Origin of the sequence: Streptomyces sp. NPDC098789, from assembly GCF_044759975.1 — a bacterium.
Taxonomy (GTDB): domain Bacteria; phylum Actinomycetota; class Actinomycetes; order Streptomycetales; family Streptomycetaceae; genus Streptomyces.
Window position 1 is genome coordinate 201,837 of record NZ_JBIWAJ010000001.1, and the last position, 15,074, is coordinate 216,910.

A 15,074-nucleotide genomic window follows, 5' to 3' on the forward strand; every position below is an offset into this window, starting at 1 on the left:
GAGTAACACCATGCACGAGACCATCGCCACCACCGACGACGGCCGCTTCCGCGTCCGCCTGGTCCCCGACGGGGACGCCCGAAATCCGCGCGATGACTTCGACCACCTGGCCCACGTCATCACCATCGACACCCATCTCGGCTACTACAACACCATCGACGAGGACGGTGGCCCCTTCGCCCACGCCTGGGACCGCGTGAGCTGGAACCGCTGGAAGGGCGTCGAGACGTTCACCCGGTGGGCCCGCATCTTCCACGGCGCCATCGTCATAGAGTCCCGGCCCGCGCTCGGCCCCGTCTCCCTCTGGTACCTGATGCGCGAGGACGCCGAAGACCTCGGCATGCTGCCCGAGGCGTACCTCGACGCCGAGCGCGCCGAGTACCAGGCGTGGGCCGAGGGCGACGTATACGGCTACATCGTCGAAGAAGCGGTCGACTGGCTGCGCGCCGATGACCAGGGCACGACCATGTCCACCTGGGAAGCGATAGACACCTGCTGGGGCCACTACGGATTCGACTGGGCCGTCACCGCGGCCAAGCAGGCCCTCGCCCTGCACATCGGCCGGCAGCAGGTCCCCGCGTGAAGGCGGGGGTGGACTACGTCTGGTGCGGACCCTGCACTCGCGGCCTCCTGCACGCCGTCCCGAGCGGGGAGTTCGCCTGCTCCCGCTGCGGATCAGCCATCGACGCCAACCTCGACCTGTGGCTGGACCCTGGCCATATGTGGGGTGTCGACTCCGACGGCCGACTGTACGGCCGCCCCGCGCAGGATGACGGCCAGTGAAGCACTGCGTACGGCTTCGCCCCGAGGGCCGGCTCCAATGCACCCGATGTCGGGCAGCCTTCCTGACCCAGGACGGCGCAGACCGCTCCCGAGCCGACTGCCCCGGCGAACGCGTTGCTCATGGGCTCCTTGGGCAACGCGAGCACATCGTCTACCCGACCTGGTCACGCGATTCATCCTGCGCCGGATGGGGCTGCTCAGAACCCGACGCCTCCCACACATGGCATGGGCCCGATCCGTACTGCGACGAGCCCGGATGCTCGCTCTGTCTCCACCACTGTGACTGCGATGTGTGTCGCGGCCATGTTCACGCACCAGGTCTCCACCGCCTTATCGACAGCAGGGAAAATTGAGAATGAAGATGAAGATCAAGCTGGAGACCGGGCAGCGAGTCCGCGCTACCGGCCGCGACACCCGAGGCCACACCGTCACCCGCGAGGGCTACCTCGTTGCTGAACCCCAAGCGAAGACTGCGGCCTGGGACGGTCCGCGCCGTCAGGTCTTCCGGCTTCACGTAGACGAAAACCCCGGCGCCGAGCCGAACCGGCAGAACTGGGTCTCCGTGCTGGCAGAGTCTGACGTGGAGCTCCTCGACGAGCCGCCGCGTCCCGTCAGCCTGATCGGGCTGGCCGGTGCTGCCGGTTCCGGCAAGGACACCGCGGCCAAGGCCCTCGTAGCGATCGGCTGGCAGCGCCGCGCCTTCGCCGACAAGGTCAAGGACTTCATGTACGCGGTCAACCCGTGGACCGTGGACGACGAGATCAACGGGAGTTTCCCGCTCGCCGATGAGGTGGACCGATACGGCTGGAGCTACGCCAAGTCGGCCCATCCTGAAGTGCGGAAGTACCTTCAGCGGTGCGGCACCGAGGCCGGCAGGACCGTGCTCGGCGAGAACGTCTGGGTTGACGCCCTCTTCCACGACGCGGCGGGATGGGGCCCGACGGTCGTCACCGATGTCCGATTCCCCAATGAGGCCGCAGAGATCGTCCGGCGAGGTGGCCGGGTGGTCAACATCGTCCGGCCCGGACAGCAGTTGATCTCGGAGTCGGGTCACACCAGTGAGAACGCCCTCGCGACCTGGCACTTCGACGACGTCCTCGTCAACGACCACACAGCCCAGGAGCTCGGCCAGAAGCTTCAGGCCTTCGCGCAGCCAATGTAAGAGTTGAACTGATCGGGTTATTGTAATAGTGTACTCACCAGAAGGAGGGGACACAGTGACCACTAACCCCATCAACAACCCCGCCGTTCTGGATGAGCTGCCGGTCGGCACCGAAATCCGCGACGCCGACGGCGACGTTGGCTTCAAGGCCCAGGGCGGAGGCTGGCACGTCATCGGATATGCCTGGGCTCTGGATGCCGACTGGTTCCGCTTCCCGGTTGAGGTTGTCGATCCCACTGCGGCCATCGCCGAACTGGTCGGGGACCTCACCGGCCCGGTGACCACGCCGATCCTCAAGAGCGAGCTTCGGAGCATCGTCGCCGATATCCGTTCCGGCGCATCGGCCGGCGCCCTGCTGGAAGTCCTGGGTCGCCTGGAGCGGCTTCTCGCTCCGGCAGGGCGCCCGTGAGGATTACCCCCCGCAAGGAAGAGGTTGCGGCGGTCGTGGCGCTCCTTGAGGACGACACCTATGAGAGCGCGACCCACATGGCGAAGGCCGTGATCAAGGAGGTCGGCGAGATTCTCCAGATGCGTGACTGGGTGGCTCTCGTCCACACGTGGAGCGATGGTCACCGCGGCCTGAACTTCGCGCCCTTCGGCAACGAGGCCGAGGCCAAGACCTTCGCTTCGAAGATGGCCTTCGGCGGCACTGGGCGCATCGTTCCACTTCACAGCCCGGGAACGATGCTCGCCAACCACGACGGCAAGAAGTGGAAGGGCTACTGCCAGCACGACGAGTGCGGCCACGCCCCCTTCGCCCACTCGGCGGCTTCCGCCGCCCGGGGCGCCTGCCAGATACCCACCTGCCCGTGCAACGGGTTCCGCAAATAGGAACAGGAGACCGAGATGACCACCAGAACCATCGACTTCAGAACCTGCCCCTGCGGCTCAAAGCGGGCCTACCCCGACCCGCGAGCCGCCGAGCGAGCCCTCGGCAAGGCGCAGGCCAAGCGGCGCGGCGTTGCTGAACGACGAGGAACCGGCCGAGGGGTCGCCTTCGAGAACCGCTACTACGAATGCGAGCACGGCATGTACCACCTGACGTCCCTCTCCCGCGCGGACTATGTCGGAGCCGCCGCTTGAAGCCCACGGAGAAGGCCCTGAAGAACGGCTGGGGCTGGGTCCTCGGCAATAGCGGACAGGAGTACCGGGTGTACTCGCGTCCCGCCCAGCAGCCCCCGGCGGTCAACCCGGCGGAGGTGCTCGGACGAGCCGCGAAGCTGCTCGGCGTGGAGGACCTGGAGCTCGTGCCGGCACGAATCCAGCAGCTCTGTGAGGACCGTACTCAAGCTCTCGTCTCTGCCGAGACTGCCTGGCGGGCCGTGCACACGGCCAGTCGGGTGACCTGGCGCTGATGAAGGGCGGAAGTAACGCACTGCTGACCCCGCTCGAAGTTGCCGAGTGGCTCAAGGTCAGCGAGATCACGGTCAAGAACAAGTATCGGACGTGGGGACTGCGGCCCCAGAAAGTCGGCCGCCTTCTGCGATTCCGCGAACGCGACATCGTCGCCTACCTCGAAGACAACTACGGGTAAGAGCTGCTCAGCCATACCCCAGCAAGAGAAGGGGGCCAGATGGCTACCGTTTTCCAACGATGCAAATCCGACCCCAAGGTCGCTACCTACCCCTGCACGAAGCCGCGGTGCGGCCACTCGTGGACCGTGCGCTATCGCGAGCCGGGTGGCCGTGGCGGGGGCCAGAGGGAAGCGAGCTTCGACAAGAAGACCGGACCGAACGGGGCAGACGCCTTCGCCTCGAAGGTCGAACACGACAAGGATCAGGGCGTCTTCATCGATCCCAGCGCGGGCAAGATCACCGTCCGCGCCTATGCCGAGGACTGGCTCGCCCGGCGGATCATCGGTGAAAGCACGTACTCGAACTACAAGGGCTTCATTGACAATCACCTGATACCGAGGCTCGGCCGCAAGACCATCGCTGGAGTGACGAAGAGAGACATCGAGCACTTCAAGGCGGCGATCAGCAAGGAGCTCGCCGCCAGCACGGTGTACGACCGGATGAAGATGGTGAAGCACCTCTTCTGGTCTGCGAAGGAAGAGAAGCGGATTCAGGAGGACCCGACCAGGGATGTGAAGAACGCCCCTGGAAACCGCGCGGTCGACGAGGACGAGATCCCTACCCTCTCCGAGGTTCGCCTGCTGCATCAGCACATGTCTCCGCAGTACAAGCTCACTGTTTGGCTCCAGGCCGGTGCCGGCCTGCGAGTTAGTGAGGCACTCGGATTCCATATCGGCTGCCTTCGAGACGACGTGATCCGCGTACGTTGGCAGATCAGCGCCAAAGCGAACCGCGCGGACTGCAAGACCCGCCTCGTACCCCTCAAGCACCGCGAGGAGGGCGAGTACCGCGACGTGCCGGCCGCTCGCTTTCTCTGCGCCGAGATCGCCAACCACGCGGAGCTGTGGAAGCCGATCCCCCTCACATTCCAGAACGCGGCAGGTAAGGCGCGGATGGTCGAGGTGTACTTCGCGCCCCGGGAGCGGGGGAAGGGCATCATGCCCACTGCCAACACCTACACCTACCACTTCAGGAAGGCGTGCGTGGCGGCCGGCCTAGTGGACGCTGAGGGCAAGCCGAAGTACCATCCGCACTCACTGAGGCACTTCTTCGTCTCGACCGCCCTGGCGGCCAGCATCCCGATCCACGAGGTCTCACGCTGGCTCGGCCATAAGTCGATCAAGACGACGGTCGACATCTACGGTCACATGGTCCCAGAGTCTTGGGAGAGGTGCCGTGGCATCATGCAGTCAGCCTTCGCGGAGGCGGCGTGAGTCACCTCCGACGGCCGGGTGCTGGGATGGCCCGCCCGTGCTGGGATGGTGCTGGGATGGCCTCCTCGAAAACAGCGTTTCCGCAGGTCATAGCTCTGCACTCGACGTTCCGCTTCAACGTCTAGTCGACGTGCGGCTCACAAGGGCCCACCTCCGAGGAGGTGGGCCCTTGGCTCTCCCGTGCTGGGATGGTGCGGCTGGTCGTCCATCAGCCGCTCTTCGCCTGGCTGAAGCCGCCGAGAGTGGTACGTTATTAGGTACCACTTGAGGGAGAGGGTCAGGCCATGGCCATAACGGCGAGTGAAGCCCGCAAGGAACTCTTTCCGCTGATCAAGAAGATCAACGAGAATCACGAGGCCATCGAGATCGTCTCGAAGCACGGCAACGCCGTGCTCGTCTCGGCCGAGGACTACGCGGCGCTGCGCGAGGGCTCGTACCTGCTGCGCTCTCCGGCGAATGCTCGCCGGCTCCTCAAGGCGTACGAGAACGCCCTGGCGAACATCAACGTGTCGGAGCGCGAGCTGATCGATCCGGACTCGGCGGACGCGGGTGCGGGTGCCGCGTGAGGCTCGTCTTCGAGGATCAGGGCTGGGAGGACTACACGTCCTGGCTCAAGAACGACCGCAAGATGCTCGCCCGGATCAACAAGCTCATCGAGGACGTCAGGCGTGACCCGTTCTCAGGTATCGGCAAGCCTGAACCTCTAAAGTACCACCTGCCCGGCGCGTGGTCGCGGCGGATCGACGACGAGCACCGCCTCGTCTACCTGGTGACGGACAAAGAGATCGTCGTCCTCGCGGCTCGGTACCACTACTGACCGCCCGTGCTGGGATGGTGCTGGGGTGACCCCCTCGAAAATAGCGTTTCCGCAGGCCATAGCTCTGCACTCGTCGTTCCGCTTCAACGTCTGATCGGACATGAACGAACGGCCTGACCTGCGAGAGAGCAGGTCAGGCCGTTGTGCTGTCCGCAGCATTTCGCGGCATTCCGCAGAACCCGGAGCGGCTACGTGTCGTAGACGGTGGAGCGGTGTCCGACGTGCACGACCCACACCACCAGCTCTCCGTTGTCGATCGTGTAGACGACCCGGTAGTCGCCGATCCGCAGGCGGCGGCGCTCAGGCTGGGATACGAGCGCGGTGGTGTTGAAGCCGAAGGGGTCGCTCTCCAGCTCGGTCAGCTTGGCCAGGATGCGAAGCGCCATGTCGCGCGGGATCTTGCGCAGCTCGGCCTGGGCCTCGGGCCGGAAGACGGTTCGGTACGCACTCACGCCGTGCTCATTCACTGCGCGCCAGCGTCTCCCTCATGATGTCCTCGATCGGGATGCCGGGTGCCGGATCGGCCATGCGCTCGTCGATGATCCGGTTGATCTCGCGCTCTTCCCACTCCTGGTACTTGCGCAGGACCTCGATGGAGACGACGGCGGCGACCTGCTTGCCGCGCCGGGTGATGACCGTGGGCACGTCGTCGCGGTCGGCCCGCTCCACGACTTCCGCCAGGTGGGCGCGCACGTCGCGGATGGACTCTATGGGCAGCGGCTGCGTCATGCGCTCAAGCGTACCGAGTGTGCCATGTGTACACGACTCAGCCAGGTACGTTAGGTGCCGCTTGAGCGGAAGGGTCGAGTCGTGTCGATGACTGCGAGTGAGGCCCGCAAGGCGCTTTTCCCGTTGATCAAGACGGACAAGGAGATCGCTGTCCTCGCGGCTCGGTACCACTGCTGACCGCCCACGAGTGCTCCACGTCGTTCCTCGTCACGTAGCGCTCGACCACGTGGCCGTGGCCGGCTTTCTCGGGGTGCTGGAACGGCATGGGTCACCTCTCCGGGTGCAGGTCGGCGCGGTCGATCCAGGTGGGGGCGACGAAGACGTGGTCGCCGACCGGTGCTTCGGTGGCTTCCAGGAGGGACCAGGCGCGGGCTTCCTCGACCAGGTGCTCCCAGGGCGCGGCCCAGTCGAGCTGCCAGTCGAGGCCGGCGCCCGAGACGCTGTACGTGTGGCCGGCGTCGACTCGCCAGAACTGGGAGTAGAGGATCAGCTGGGAGTGGTCGGCCAGATCGTCGATGATCTCCGCGAAGCGGGCCGAGGGCCAGCCTGGGCTGTCCGGTCCCGTACCGGCTTGCAGCCGGGCGGTCAGGGCGGGGACGACGGGGCTGCGGGCGCCGAGGTCGGTCAGGGCCCAGCGGATGGCGATGGGTTCGCATTCGTCGGGGGGAGTCCGCCGCTCGAAGCAGGCGCGGTAGGCGTGGCGCAGGGGCTCGACCGCGGCTTCCATCTCCAGGCTCGCCAGGGCCGTGGCCGCCCACTGGCGGACGGTGGCGTTGTCGCCGTCGAGCAGGGCGATCAGGGCGGGGCCGCAGCGGGGGTCGGCGACCTCTTCGAAGACCTCGATGGCGGTCAGTTGTCCGAAGCACCCGAGGGCGGGGAGGGCGTCGAGGATGGCGGGGGTGGCTGCGGATCCGATGTGGATCAGTTCCGCGCGGGCGTCGTAGGACTCGCCGGACTCGCCGTCGAGCTGCTGGACGAGGCTCTCGATGGGGGTGGTCATGGCCAGGCGGGGCCGTCGGGCACGCGGTGTCCGCGGCAGGGGAGGGGGTGACGTTCGCTCACCTGTGCAGTCTCGTCGCGGGTCCGGGCGGCGCGCCAGGGATTTCTCCGCTTCGGCGCCCCTGTCCGTACCGGTCCAGGCGGCGGAGGAAGGCGAGGACGCCGGCTGAGCCGGTGGACCAGGTGGCGGTGGAGGTGGTCAGGGTGCTGTCCGGGAACGCGGGGCGGGAGCTCGGGCCGCCGCTGCGGCTCAGGATGATCAGCGCGACCTTCTCGGCGGCGGTGCGGAACTCCTCGGCGCCGCGGGCGTGCGCGACGTCCAGCAGGAGCTCGCCGACGCCCGACAGGCCGCAGCACTGGCCGACCAGGGGCATGCGCGGGGCGAGCGCCGCGCAGGTGCGGGCGCTGCGCTCGGCCAGGGTCAGGTAGCCGGGTTCGTCGAGGAGGGCGGCGGCCCGGACGAGGACCGTGCCGATCCCGGCGAGGCCGCGGCACCACGAGCCATAGCGGCGCGTCGCGCCCGGTGCGCCCGCCGCCGCGATGACGTCCGGGGTGCGCGCGGCGAGCTGCGCGCACGCCCGCCGGGCCCGGTCGATCGCGGCGGGGTCGCCCGTAGTGGCGCCGTACTCCAGTAGGAAGTGCGCGATCCCCGCCGTGCCGTGCGCGATGCCCTCGCCCAGTGCGGCGCTGCCGGGCGTGCCCGGGCCCGTGGCCGACAGCCGGGCCTCCCCGGACGCGAGCATCCGGGCGCACTCGGCGGCGAGGGCGAGGTGGTCGCCCGCAGCGCCGGGGTGCCGGGCCAGGAGGAGGTGCCCCAGGCCGATCCCGGCGGCGCCGTCGATCAGGTCGGCTTCCGGCGGCCCGCCGTCCGGAGTGCGGGCGGGGAGGAGGGGGGCGGGCGGGAGGGACGGTCGCGGCGCCCCCGCCGAGGTGAGGAAGAGCTCCACGCCGGTGTGGCCCGAGTAGAAGCCCGGCGACATGTTCCTGGACCTGGGCTGCGTCGCGGTCCACCGCGCCAGTGCGGCCACGGCGTCGCGCACGCCCGGCCGGTGCCGGTGGTGGAGGAGTTCCAGGCCGAGCCCGGAGGTACCGCCGTAGACGTCGATCGGTGTCGGGACGTGCAGGCGGGCGGCGCGCTCCGGGTCCACGATCCGCAGTGCCTCCTCGACGCAGAAGGCGGTGGTGTGCTCGATGATCTCCGTCAGCCGGTCGGCGTCGAGTCGGTCCGATCGGCGTGGTCGGTGCGAGGGGCCCGGACCGCTGCCGCCGCTCGTGCCGGAGGGGTCGCTGCGGAGCCCGGCCGCGGTGGCGGTCCGTACGGTCGGGGCCAGGCTCATGAGGCCGGTGATCGCCGCCCGGATCCCCTGGTGGGCCGGGCCGGGCAGGGCCCAGGCCAGGGCGTCGAGGGTCCGGTCCCGGTTGACCGCGGCGTCGGCGTCGACGATCACGGGGTCCAGGCCGGTGGCGGCGAAGCACAGGGTCGCGCCCAGGGCGTAGTAGTCGTCGGCGGGGGCGGCCGGCCCGGTCGCGGGGAGGACCGGCCCGCCGTAGCCGGGGGTCGCGCCGCCCGGGCCGGCGCCGTCCCGCTCGCTGATCCCGAAGTCGATCAGGTGGCACCGGCCCGCGCCGTCGAGGACCACGTTGTCGGGCTTGAGGTCGCGGACCACGACGCCCCGGGCGTGGACCTCGTCGAGGGTCCGCAGCAGGCGGGTGGCGAGGTGGGTGAGGGTGAGCACCCCGTAGGGGCCGTTCTCCTGGACGTCCCGGCGCAGGTCCCGGTCGCCGCAGTCGGTCAGCACCAGGTACTCGTCCGGCGCGTGCAGGAAGTAGTCCAGGCCGCGCGGCACGCCCGGGACGGAGTCGAGCGCGGCGAGGATCCGGCGTTCGTTGCGCAGCCGGTCGCGGGTGTCCGTACCGGCGGCGTCCTCGGATACGAAGGCCCGCGCCTGCTTGATGACCACGGGGCGTCCGGTGGCCCGGTCCAGGGCGCGGTAGACGTTCCCCTGGGGCTTGCGGACGATCCCGGCCGTGACCGCGTAGCGACCGCCCACGCCGAAGCCGGAGCCGGAGCCGGGTCCGGGTCGGGGTCCGGGCGCCGCCTCCGGAGTCCCCGCGGGGGCCGCCGAGGGGGCCGGCGCGAAGGGGTCCTCGGCCCAGGGCGGGCAGCGGTACGCGTTGCTCGCCAGCCCGTCGAAGAGCTGGCCGTCCGGTCCGGCCATGACCGATTCGAGCCGCCCGCCGCTGCCGGTCCGGTAGTCGCCGGTGAAGGGCCCGTAGCGGTAGTAGACGGGTGCGTGCGGATCGACCTGCCGGTCGCTGACGACCCGCGGCCCCTCGCGGCCGCGCAGTACGTCGACCAGCTCCGCGGCCAGGGCGACGAGGGCGCCGGGGCCGGGATAGACGGTGATCGCCTTGCCCACGAGGCCGGGGCCCGACGCCCCGGAATTGATGGTGCGCAGCGTCTGTCGGTCCTTGGCGAACTTCGCGTGGCACACGTGCCGGCGCAGCACGGGCAGGACGAGGGCGCACACCTCGGCCAGCGCGCCCGGGCGGGCCGACACGTGCAGCTTCCAGCCGTGGTCCATCGCCGGCATCCGCGGGTCGTTCAGGTACGACCACGTGTCATCGGACCAGCCGGCCGCGCCGGCGATGGACCCGGTCACCGCTAGGAGTTGTTCTCGCAGGCGAAGCGGGTGGTGGCGGTCACCCACGGGTCGGCGAGACAGGCGGTGTGCTCGCGGTCGCCGCGGTCGTCGTCCTCGAACGCGATCGTCTCGTCGTCGACGAGCAGCGGACCCGCGTCGAGGAACTCGTCGAGCTCCGCGAGCCGCGCGGTGGCAGTGGCAGTGGGCATGTGACGCCTCCGTGTCGTGTCGTGTGTCGTGTCGTACGTGCTCAGGCGGGTGCCTGATCCCCCGAAGGTAGGGAGGCCCGGTCCGGCCGACCAGGGCCAAAAGCGCAGCCTCCCCCGGCGGTGGGACACAGGATGCGTTCGGATCGATCGGGGTTCCGGTGGTCATTTGGTGAGATGTAGAGCATTTATTTGCCTGGATTTGAAACCTCGGGCGGGATTCGACCATCAGGAGGAGAGGGGAATGCCCCGCCGTTCTGTCCCGCGAGGGCAGTCAAGACCGTTCGGAGCGATGTCAGTGCACCAGTACCCGCAGCGCCAGCGGCCCGATGACCAGCCGCCCGGGGGCCGACCGTACGAGCCGTACGGGGCCCAGCCGCACCAGGACCAGTCGTACGGGGCCCAGCCCCACCAGGGCCAGCAGTACGGCGCCCAGCCCCACCAGGACCAGTCGTACGGCGCCCAGCCGCAGGGCGGTGAGCAGTACGGGGCCCAGCCGTTCGAGCCCTTCCGGCAGGAGGCGCCGACCCCGCCGACCCCGCCGGGCGGCTCGGACGGCGCGGGCGGTTCGGGCGGCTCCGGTCGGCGCGGCGGCCGGACCCCGCGGCCCGGGCGGTCCCGGCGCGCGGTGTGGATCAGCGCGGCCCTCGCCGTCGTGCTGCTGGCGGGCGGTGGCTTCGGGGCCTGGAAGGCGGGCTGGTTCTCCGGCGACGGCGACCCGGTGAGCTTCGGCAAGACCCCGCCGCCGGCCGCGGACGCCGGTACTCCGGGCGGCGGCCAATCGGCGAAGCCCAGCGGCGACCCGGACGTGCAGCTGCCGACGGGGCCGAAGGCGGACTTCAAGCAGACCGGCAGCCTCGACGACGGCACGAAGATCGCCAAGACCCGGCTGACCGGGGCGAAGTCCGGCTTCACGGGCGACGTGTGGGTGTGGGCGCCGAAGGAGTACGACGACCCGAAGTACGCGAAGAGCGCCTTCCCGGTGATGATCGCGCTCCCCGGCGGCAACGGCTTCCCCAGCAACTACTGGTCCGACCGCAGCCTCGGCCTCCAGAAGGCCATCAGCGACGGCGTCCAGGCGGGCACCAGCCTGCCGTTCGTGCTGATCATGCCGGTGCTGAACCCGGACGAGAAGAACTACTACGACGGCTCCGACATCCCGGGCCAGCCCAAGATGGGCACCTGGATTGCCGATGACATCCCGGACTTCGCCCGGGCCAATTTCCGCACCTACACGTCGCGCGACGGCTGGGCCTTCATGGGCTCCTCCTCCGGCGCCTTCGTCGGGCTCAAGCAGGTGCTCCAGCATCCGGACCGGTTCAAGGCCGTGATCGCGAGCGGCGGCGAGATAGTTCCCGATTCCCCGCTGTGGAAGGGGGACACCAAGCTGATGGACGAGAACAACCCGCGCAAGCTCGCCCAGAAGCTCATCGACACCAAGGGCCCCGAGGTCTACGTCAACTTCCAGCTCGGGACCAAGGAGAAGGACCGGGCCCGGATGGAGAAGTTCCAGGCGGAGTTCGGCAAGGGCCCGGTCAAGGTCACCATCCGGGACATCCAGAACGGCGAGCACAACGGCTGGCACTACGTGCGCGGCATGAAGGAAGGCTCGCTGGAGTGGATCAGCAAGGCGATGAAGGGCCCCAAGCCCGCCGAAGGCTGACCCCGGCCGCGCCCCGGCCCCACGCCGCTGTGCCCCCACGCCGTTGTGCGCCCGTGCGCCCGTGCGCCCGTGCGCCCGTGCGCCCATGCCGCTGTGCCCCCGTGCCCCCGTGCGCCCCGGCGCACGTCGCGTTAGATGCACGTCACGGTCGTCCCAGGCAACCCGACCCGCCGATCGTCCCTCTCATAGGGGTGTAAGGGGGACCAAACGGTCCTGCCCGCCCTCGTGGCGGGCGCCGGAAAGGAACGGGACACTTCCGTGCAGCAAGACCAGCAGCTCGACCACCCGCAGTCCGACCCGCAGTCGGACCCGCGGTCGGACGGCGGCCCCTCGACCGGGGGTCGCCGTCGCAAGCACCCCCGCCGCCGCCTGATCGGCGGCGCGCTGGCCCTGGCCCTGACCGCCGGGGGCGGCGCGGCGGCGTACGGGTTCGGGCTCTTCTCCGACATCGGCGACCCGATGTCCTTCGGCCGGGTCCAGGAGACCGCGAGCGACGTCACCGACGCCCACGCGGGTACGGGTACGGGTGCGGTGGACGGCGTACGCCTGCCCACCGGCCCCCGGGCCGTCTTCGAGCGCTCCAGCCGGCTCCCCGACGGGACCGAGATCGGGAAGACCACCCTGGTCGGGAAGAAGTCGGGCTTCACGGGCGACGTGTGGGTGTGGGCGCCGAAGGAGTACAACGACCCGCGCTACGACAAGAGCGCCTTCCCGGTGCTGATCGCCCTGCCCGGCGGCCGCGGCTACCCCACCAACTACTGGGGCACCGGCCCCGGCCTCGGCCTCCAGCAGGCCGTGATCGACGGGGTGAAGTCGGGCAAGAGCCTGCCCTTCCTGCTCGTCATGCCGGTGATCAACGCCGACACGAAGCACCACTTCGACGGCTCGGACATCCCGGGGGAGCCCAAGATGGGCACCTGGATGGCCGATGACGTGCCGGATTTCGTGAAGGCCAATTTCCGCACCTTCACCTCCCGCGACGGCTGGGCCTTCATGGGTTCCTCCTCCGGCGGGTTCGGCGCCTTCAAGCACGTCCTGAAGTACCCGGACCGGTTCAAGGCGGTCATCGCCAGCGGCGTCGACTTCGTGCCCGATTCCCCGCTGTGGAAGGGCGACGTCAAGGCGATGGACGAGAACAACCCGGAGAAGCTGGCCGAGAAGCTGATCAAGGCGGGAGGTCCGGACGTCTACATCAACTTCCAGATCGGCACCAAGGAGAGCGGCCGGGACAGGGCCGAGAAGTTCATGCGGGACTACACGAAGGGCCCGGTGCACACCCGCCTGCAGGTCATCCAGGATGGTGAGCACAATGGGAAGTCGTACGTCCGTGGCATGAGGGAGGGTTCGCTGGAGTGGATCAGCAAAGTACTGCTGCCCCCGACCCCCGGACCGAGCGCGAGCACGGGTCCTGGGACGGGCCCCGCGACGGCTCCCGCCACGACCCCCGCGGCCCCGGCCACGGCCCTGGCTCCCGTTTCCGCCGCGCGATGAGCAAGCCGGTGGTGATGGGCGCCTCCGCCGCGGCCGCCGGGCTCGTGGCGGTCGTCGCCGTCGTGGGCTTCGACTCGGCCGGTGCCGAGAAGCCCGAGGCGATGCCCTTCCCCACCGTCGGCGTGCTGATGGCCAACGGGGAGCACTGGTGCACGGCGAGCGTGGTCGACAGCCCCAAGGGCAACGTCGTCGCCACCGCCGCGCACTGCGTGGCCCCGGCGGGTGAGGACGGCTCGCCCGGCGAGGTGGCCCACGACGGCCTCGCCATCGGCGAGCTGTCCTTCGCCCCGGCCTTCTCCGGCGAGGGCAAGGGCTCGCAGCCCCTCGGGCGCTGGAAGGTCAGCGCGATCCACGTGGACGACCGCTGGACGAAGTGGGGCGACGACACCGCCGACTTCGCCTTCCTGACCGTGGAGCCCGACAAGAGCGGCCGCACCCTCCAGCAGGCGGTCGGCGACGGCGAGGCGCCGACCCCCGACTGGGCCTCGGGCTACGAGCGCGACGTCACCGTGGTCGGCTACCCGGACTCGGCCTTCAACCCGAAGAACCGGCCGGTCTCCTGCACCACCCAGACCGCGCACGACACCGAGGACCCGAACATGCTCCACATCAGCTGTGCGGGCTTCTGGACGGGCACCAGCGGCAGCCCCTGGATCGCAGACCGGGGCGGCCCCGGCTCGCCCGGCCGCCTCATCGCGGTGCTCAGCGGCGGGGACACGGACGTGGACTCCACGGCCGCGCTCTTCGACGGGCGCGCGAAGGCCCTGTACGAGCGGGCCGCCCGCGGCTGAACCCTTCCGGCCGCGGCACTACGTCCGGCGCTCGGTGCTCACGATCACGCACACCGCCGCCACCACGATCCCGCCGCCGACCAGGATCGGCCAGGTCAGCTCCTCGCCCAGGACCAGCGCGCCGAGGGTGACCGCGACGACCGGATTGACGTAGGCGTAGGTCGACACGAGCGAGAGCGGCGCCGACTGGAGCAGCCAGACGTACGCCGTGAAGCCGACCAGCGACCCCACGAGGATCAGGTAGCCCAGCGCCAGCCACGATCGGGTGGAGAAGTCGGCCGGGTCGAGACCGTGCTGCTCGCCCCGCGCCAGGCCCACCAGGAGGGCGGCGGCGCCGCCCGCGAGCATCTCGTAGGCGCTGGCGGCGAAGGGGTCGGCCGGCATCGGCAGCCGGTTCGAGGAGTACGAGCCCAGCGACCACAGCAGCGACCCGGCCAGGATCGTCAGCACGCCCCACAGCTCCACCTCGCCGCTGAGCCCCGGGCTGGTCAGCACGGTCAGCCCCGCGAGTCCCACGAGTACGCCGCCCAGCGTGCGCACCGGCGGCCGGTCGCCCCCGGTCAGTCGGAGCAGCACCACCCACATCGGCACCCCGGCCACCAGCAGCGCGGCCAGACCGGACGGCACGGCGGTCTCGGCCAGCACCACCAGGCCGTTCCCGCCGAGGACCAGCATCAGGCCGACCAGCACGGCCGAACCCAGCTGCGCCCGGGTCACCCGGAGCGCGGCCGGGCCGGACCGCCAGGCGACCAGGGCGGCCAGCAGCACGCCGGCCGAGAGGAAGCGGGCCCCGGCGGAGAGGAAGGGCGGCATCGTCTCCACGACGACGCGGATGCCGAGGTAGGTCGAGCCCCACACGACGTAGACGAGGGCGAGGGCGGCCCACACGGCGCCGGAGGCCGCCCGGGGCCGGGGGGAGTCGATGAGGGTCGTCACCCCGGGATCCTACGATCGGACCGGCGGCCGTCGTACGGGCGGCCCCCGCCTCTGTCAGCTCGCC

General features: G+C 69.9%; 20 protein-coding genes. 14 read left to right on the forward strand and 6 right to left on the reverse strand.

What is annotated here, in order from left to right; genetic code table 11:
- Positions 1-10: 10 nt before the first annotated feature.
- The 11 genes from ACIQWR_RS01130 (at position 11) to ACIQWR_RS01180 (ending at position 5,550) form a co-directional block, all read left to right on the forward strand.
- Positions 11-583 carry a hypothetical protein gene (locus ACIQWR_RS01130; RefSeq protein WP_404003991.1) on the forward strand — a complete coding sequence of 191 codons (573 nt, stop codon included), beginning with the start codon at positions 11-13 and terminating at the stop codon, positions 581-583.
- Entirely contained in the window at positions 580-783 is a 204-nt protein-coding gene (locus ACIQWR_RS01135; RefSeq protein ID WP_404003993.1) for a hypothetical protein, read from the forward strand. The genes ACIQWR_RS01130 and ACIQWR_RS01135 overlap by 4 nt, the downstream gene beginning before the upstream one ends.
- A gap of 355 nt (positions 784-1,138) precedes the next feature.
- The gene (locus ACIQWR_RS01140; RefSeq protein ID WP_404003995.1) at positions 1,139-1,945 is read left to right on the forward strand and encodes a hypothetical protein; all 807 of its coding nucleotides are present in this window, start codon (positions 1,139-1,141) and stop codon (positions 1,943-1,945) included.
- A 55-nt stretch (positions 1,946-2,000) separates the two neighbouring features.
- A complete protein-coding gene (locus tag ACIQWR_RS01145; RefSeq protein WP_404003996.1) occupies positions 2,001-2,354 on the forward strand; it encodes a hypothetical protein in 354 nt (117 codons plus the stop codon).
- On the forward strand, positions 2,351-2,776 hold the full coding sequence (locus tag ACIQWR_RS01150; protein WP_404003998.1) for a hypothetical protein: 426 nt from the start codon (positions 2,351-2,353) through the stop codon (positions 2,774-2,776). Before ACIQWR_RS01145 ends, ACIQWR_RS01150 begins: the two co-directional genes overlap by 4 nt.
- 15 nt (positions 2,777-2,791) lie before the next feature.
- The gene (locus ACIQWR_RS01155; protein WP_404004000.1) at positions 2,792-3,028 is read left to right on the forward strand and encodes a hypothetical protein; all 237 of its coding nucleotides are present in this window, start codon (positions 2,792-2,794) and stop codon (positions 3,026-3,028) included.
- Positions 3,025-3,300, forward strand: coding sequence for a hypothetical protein (locus ACIQWR_RS01160; protein WP_404004002.1), 276 nt, complete (start codon positions 3,025-3,027; stop codon positions 3,298-3,300). Before ACIQWR_RS01155 ends, ACIQWR_RS01160 begins: the two co-directional genes overlap by 4 nt.
- On the forward strand, positions 3,300-3,479 hold the full coding sequence (locus tag ACIQWR_RS01165) for a helix-turn-helix domain-containing protein (protein ID WP_404004005.1): 180 nt from the start codon (positions 3,300-3,302) through the stop codon (positions 3,477-3,479). Before ACIQWR_RS01160 ends, ACIQWR_RS01165 begins: the two co-directional genes overlap by 1 nt.
- 39 nt (positions 3,480-3,518) lie before the next feature.
- On the forward strand, positions 3,519-4,733 hold the full coding sequence (locus tag ACIQWR_RS01170) for a tyrosine-type recombinase/integrase (RefSeq protein ID WP_404004007.1): 1,215 nt from the start codon (positions 3,519-3,521) through the stop codon (positions 4,731-4,733).
- Positions 4,734-5,017: 284 nt separating this feature from the next.
- Entirely contained in the window at positions 5,018-5,299 is a 282-nt protein-coding gene (locus tag ACIQWR_RS01175; RefSeq protein WP_404004010.1) for a type II toxin-antitoxin system Phd/YefM family antitoxin, read from the forward strand.
- Entirely contained in the window at positions 5,296-5,550 is a 255-nt protein-coding gene (locus ACIQWR_RS01180) for a Txe/YoeB family addiction module toxin (protein WP_404004013.1), read from the forward strand. Before ACIQWR_RS01175 ends, ACIQWR_RS01180 begins: the two co-directional genes overlap by 4 nt.
- A gap of 188 nt (positions 5,551-5,738) precedes the next feature.
- Here the strand turns inward: ACIQWR_RS01180 and ACIQWR_RS01185 are convergent, their stop codons facing one another.
- The 5 genes from ACIQWR_RS01185 to ACIQWR_RS01205 form a co-directional block, all read right to left on the reverse strand.
- Entirely contained in the window at positions 5,739-6,002 is a 264-nt protein-coding gene (locus tag ACIQWR_RS01185) for a type II toxin-antitoxin system RelE/ParE family toxin (RefSeq protein ID WP_404004015.1), read from the reverse strand.
- A gap of 7 nt (positions 6,003-6,009) precedes the next feature.
- A complete protein-coding gene (locus ACIQWR_RS01190) occupies positions 6,010-6,279 on the reverse strand; it encodes a type II toxin-antitoxin system Phd/YefM family antitoxin (RefSeq protein WP_380878260.1) in 270 nt (89 codons plus the stop codon).
- A 268-nt stretch (positions 6,280-6,547) separates the two neighbouring features.
- Positions 6,548-7,279, reverse strand: coding sequence for a HEAT repeat domain-containing protein (locus tag ACIQWR_RS01195; RefSeq protein WP_404004017.1), 732 nt, complete (start codon positions 7,277-7,279; stop codon positions 6,548-6,550).
- A 58-nt stretch (positions 7,280-7,337) separates the two neighbouring features.
- Positions 7,338-9,941, reverse strand: coding sequence for a class IV lanthionine synthetase LanL (lanL, locus tag ACIQWR_RS01200; protein ID WP_404004019.1), 2,604 nt, complete (start codon positions 9,939-9,941; stop codon positions 7,338-7,340).
- Between the two features lie 2 nt (positions 9,942-9,943).
- Complete coding sequence (locus ACIQWR_RS01205; protein WP_404004022.1) at positions 9,944-10,132, reverse strand: SflA family class IV lanthipeptide; 189 nt, start codon at positions 10,130-10,132, stop codon at positions 9,944-9,946.
- A gap of 289 nt (positions 10,133-10,421) precedes the next feature.
- Between ACIQWR_RS01205 and ACIQWR_RS01210 the strand changes: the two genes are divergently transcribed.
- From ACIQWR_RS01210 to ACIQWR_RS01220, 3 genes are all read left to right on the forward strand, one after another.
- Positions 10,422-11,792 carry an alpha/beta hydrolase gene (locus ACIQWR_RS01210; protein ID WP_404004025.1) on the forward strand — a complete coding sequence of 457 codons (1,371 nt, stop codon included), beginning with the start codon at positions 10,422-10,424 and terminating at the stop codon, positions 11,790-11,792.
- Between the two features lie 258 nt (positions 11,793-12,050).
- A complete protein-coding gene (locus ACIQWR_RS01215; protein ID WP_404004027.1) occupies positions 12,051-13,283 on the forward strand; it encodes an alpha/beta hydrolase in 1,233 nt (410 codons plus the stop codon).
- Positions 13,280-14,074 carry a trypsin-like serine peptidase gene (locus ACIQWR_RS01220; RefSeq protein WP_404004030.1) on the forward strand — a complete coding sequence of 265 codons (795 nt, stop codon included), beginning with the start codon at positions 13,280-13,282 and terminating at the stop codon, positions 14,072-14,074. Before ACIQWR_RS01215 ends, ACIQWR_RS01220 begins: the two co-directional genes overlap by 4 nt.
- A gap of 18 nt (positions 14,075-14,092) precedes the next feature.
- Here ACIQWR_RS01220 and ACIQWR_RS01225 read toward each other — a convergent pair whose 3' ends face one another.
- Positions 14,093-15,010, reverse strand: a complete 918-nt coding sequence (locus ACIQWR_RS01225; protein ID WP_404004031.1) for an EamA family transporter — start codon at positions 15,008-15,010, stop codon at positions 14,093-14,095.
- Positions 15,011-15,074: the final 64 nt, after the last annotated feature.

Bases quoted from the DNA above. Each gene is read 5' to 3' on its own strand.
- ACIQWR_RS01130 (WP_404003991.1), top strand. From the start codon at position 11: ATGCACGAGACCATCGCCACCACCGACGACGGCCGCTTCCGCGTCCGC.
- ACIQWR_RS01140 (WP_404003995.1), top strand. From the start codon at position 1,139: ATGAAGATGAAGATCAAGCTGGAGACCGGGCAGCGAGTCCGCGCTACC.
- ACIQWR_RS01155 (WP_404004000.1), top strand. From the start codon at position 2,792: ATGACCACCAGAACCATCGACTTCAGAACCTGCCCCTGCGGCTCAAAG.
- ACIQWR_RS01165 (WP_404004005.1), top strand. From the start codon at position 3,300: ATGAAGGGCGGAAGTAACGCACTGCTGACCCCGCTCGAAGTTGCCGAG.
- ACIQWR_RS01170 (WP_404004007.1), top strand. From the start codon at position 3,519: ATGGCTACCGTTTTCCAACGATGCAAATCCGACCCCAAGGTCGCTACC.
- ACIQWR_RS01175 (WP_404004010.1), top strand. From the start codon at position 5,018: ATGGCCATAACGGCGAGTGAAGCCCGCAAGGAACTCTTTCCGCTGATC.
- ACIQWR_RS01190 (WP_380878260.1), bottom strand. From the start codon at position 6,279: ATGACGCAGCCGCTGCCCATAGAGTCCATCCGCGACGTGCGCGCCCAC.
- ACIQWR_RS01195 (WP_404004017.1), bottom strand. From the start codon at position 7,279: ATGACCACCCCCATCGAGAGCCTCGTCCAGCAGCTCGACGGCGAGTCC.
- ACIQWR_RS01205 (WP_404004022.1), bottom strand. From the start codon at position 10,132: ATGCCCACTGCCACTGCCACCGCGCGGCTCGCGGAGCTCGACGAGTTC.
- ACIQWR_RS01210 (WP_404004025.1), top strand. From the start codon at position 10,422: ATGTCAGTGCACCAGTACCCGCAGCGCCAGCGGCCCGATGACCAGCCG.
- ACIQWR_RS01220 (WP_404004030.1), top strand. From the start codon at position 13,280: ATGAGCAAGCCGGTGGTGATGGGCGCCTCCGCCGCGGCCGCCGGGCTC.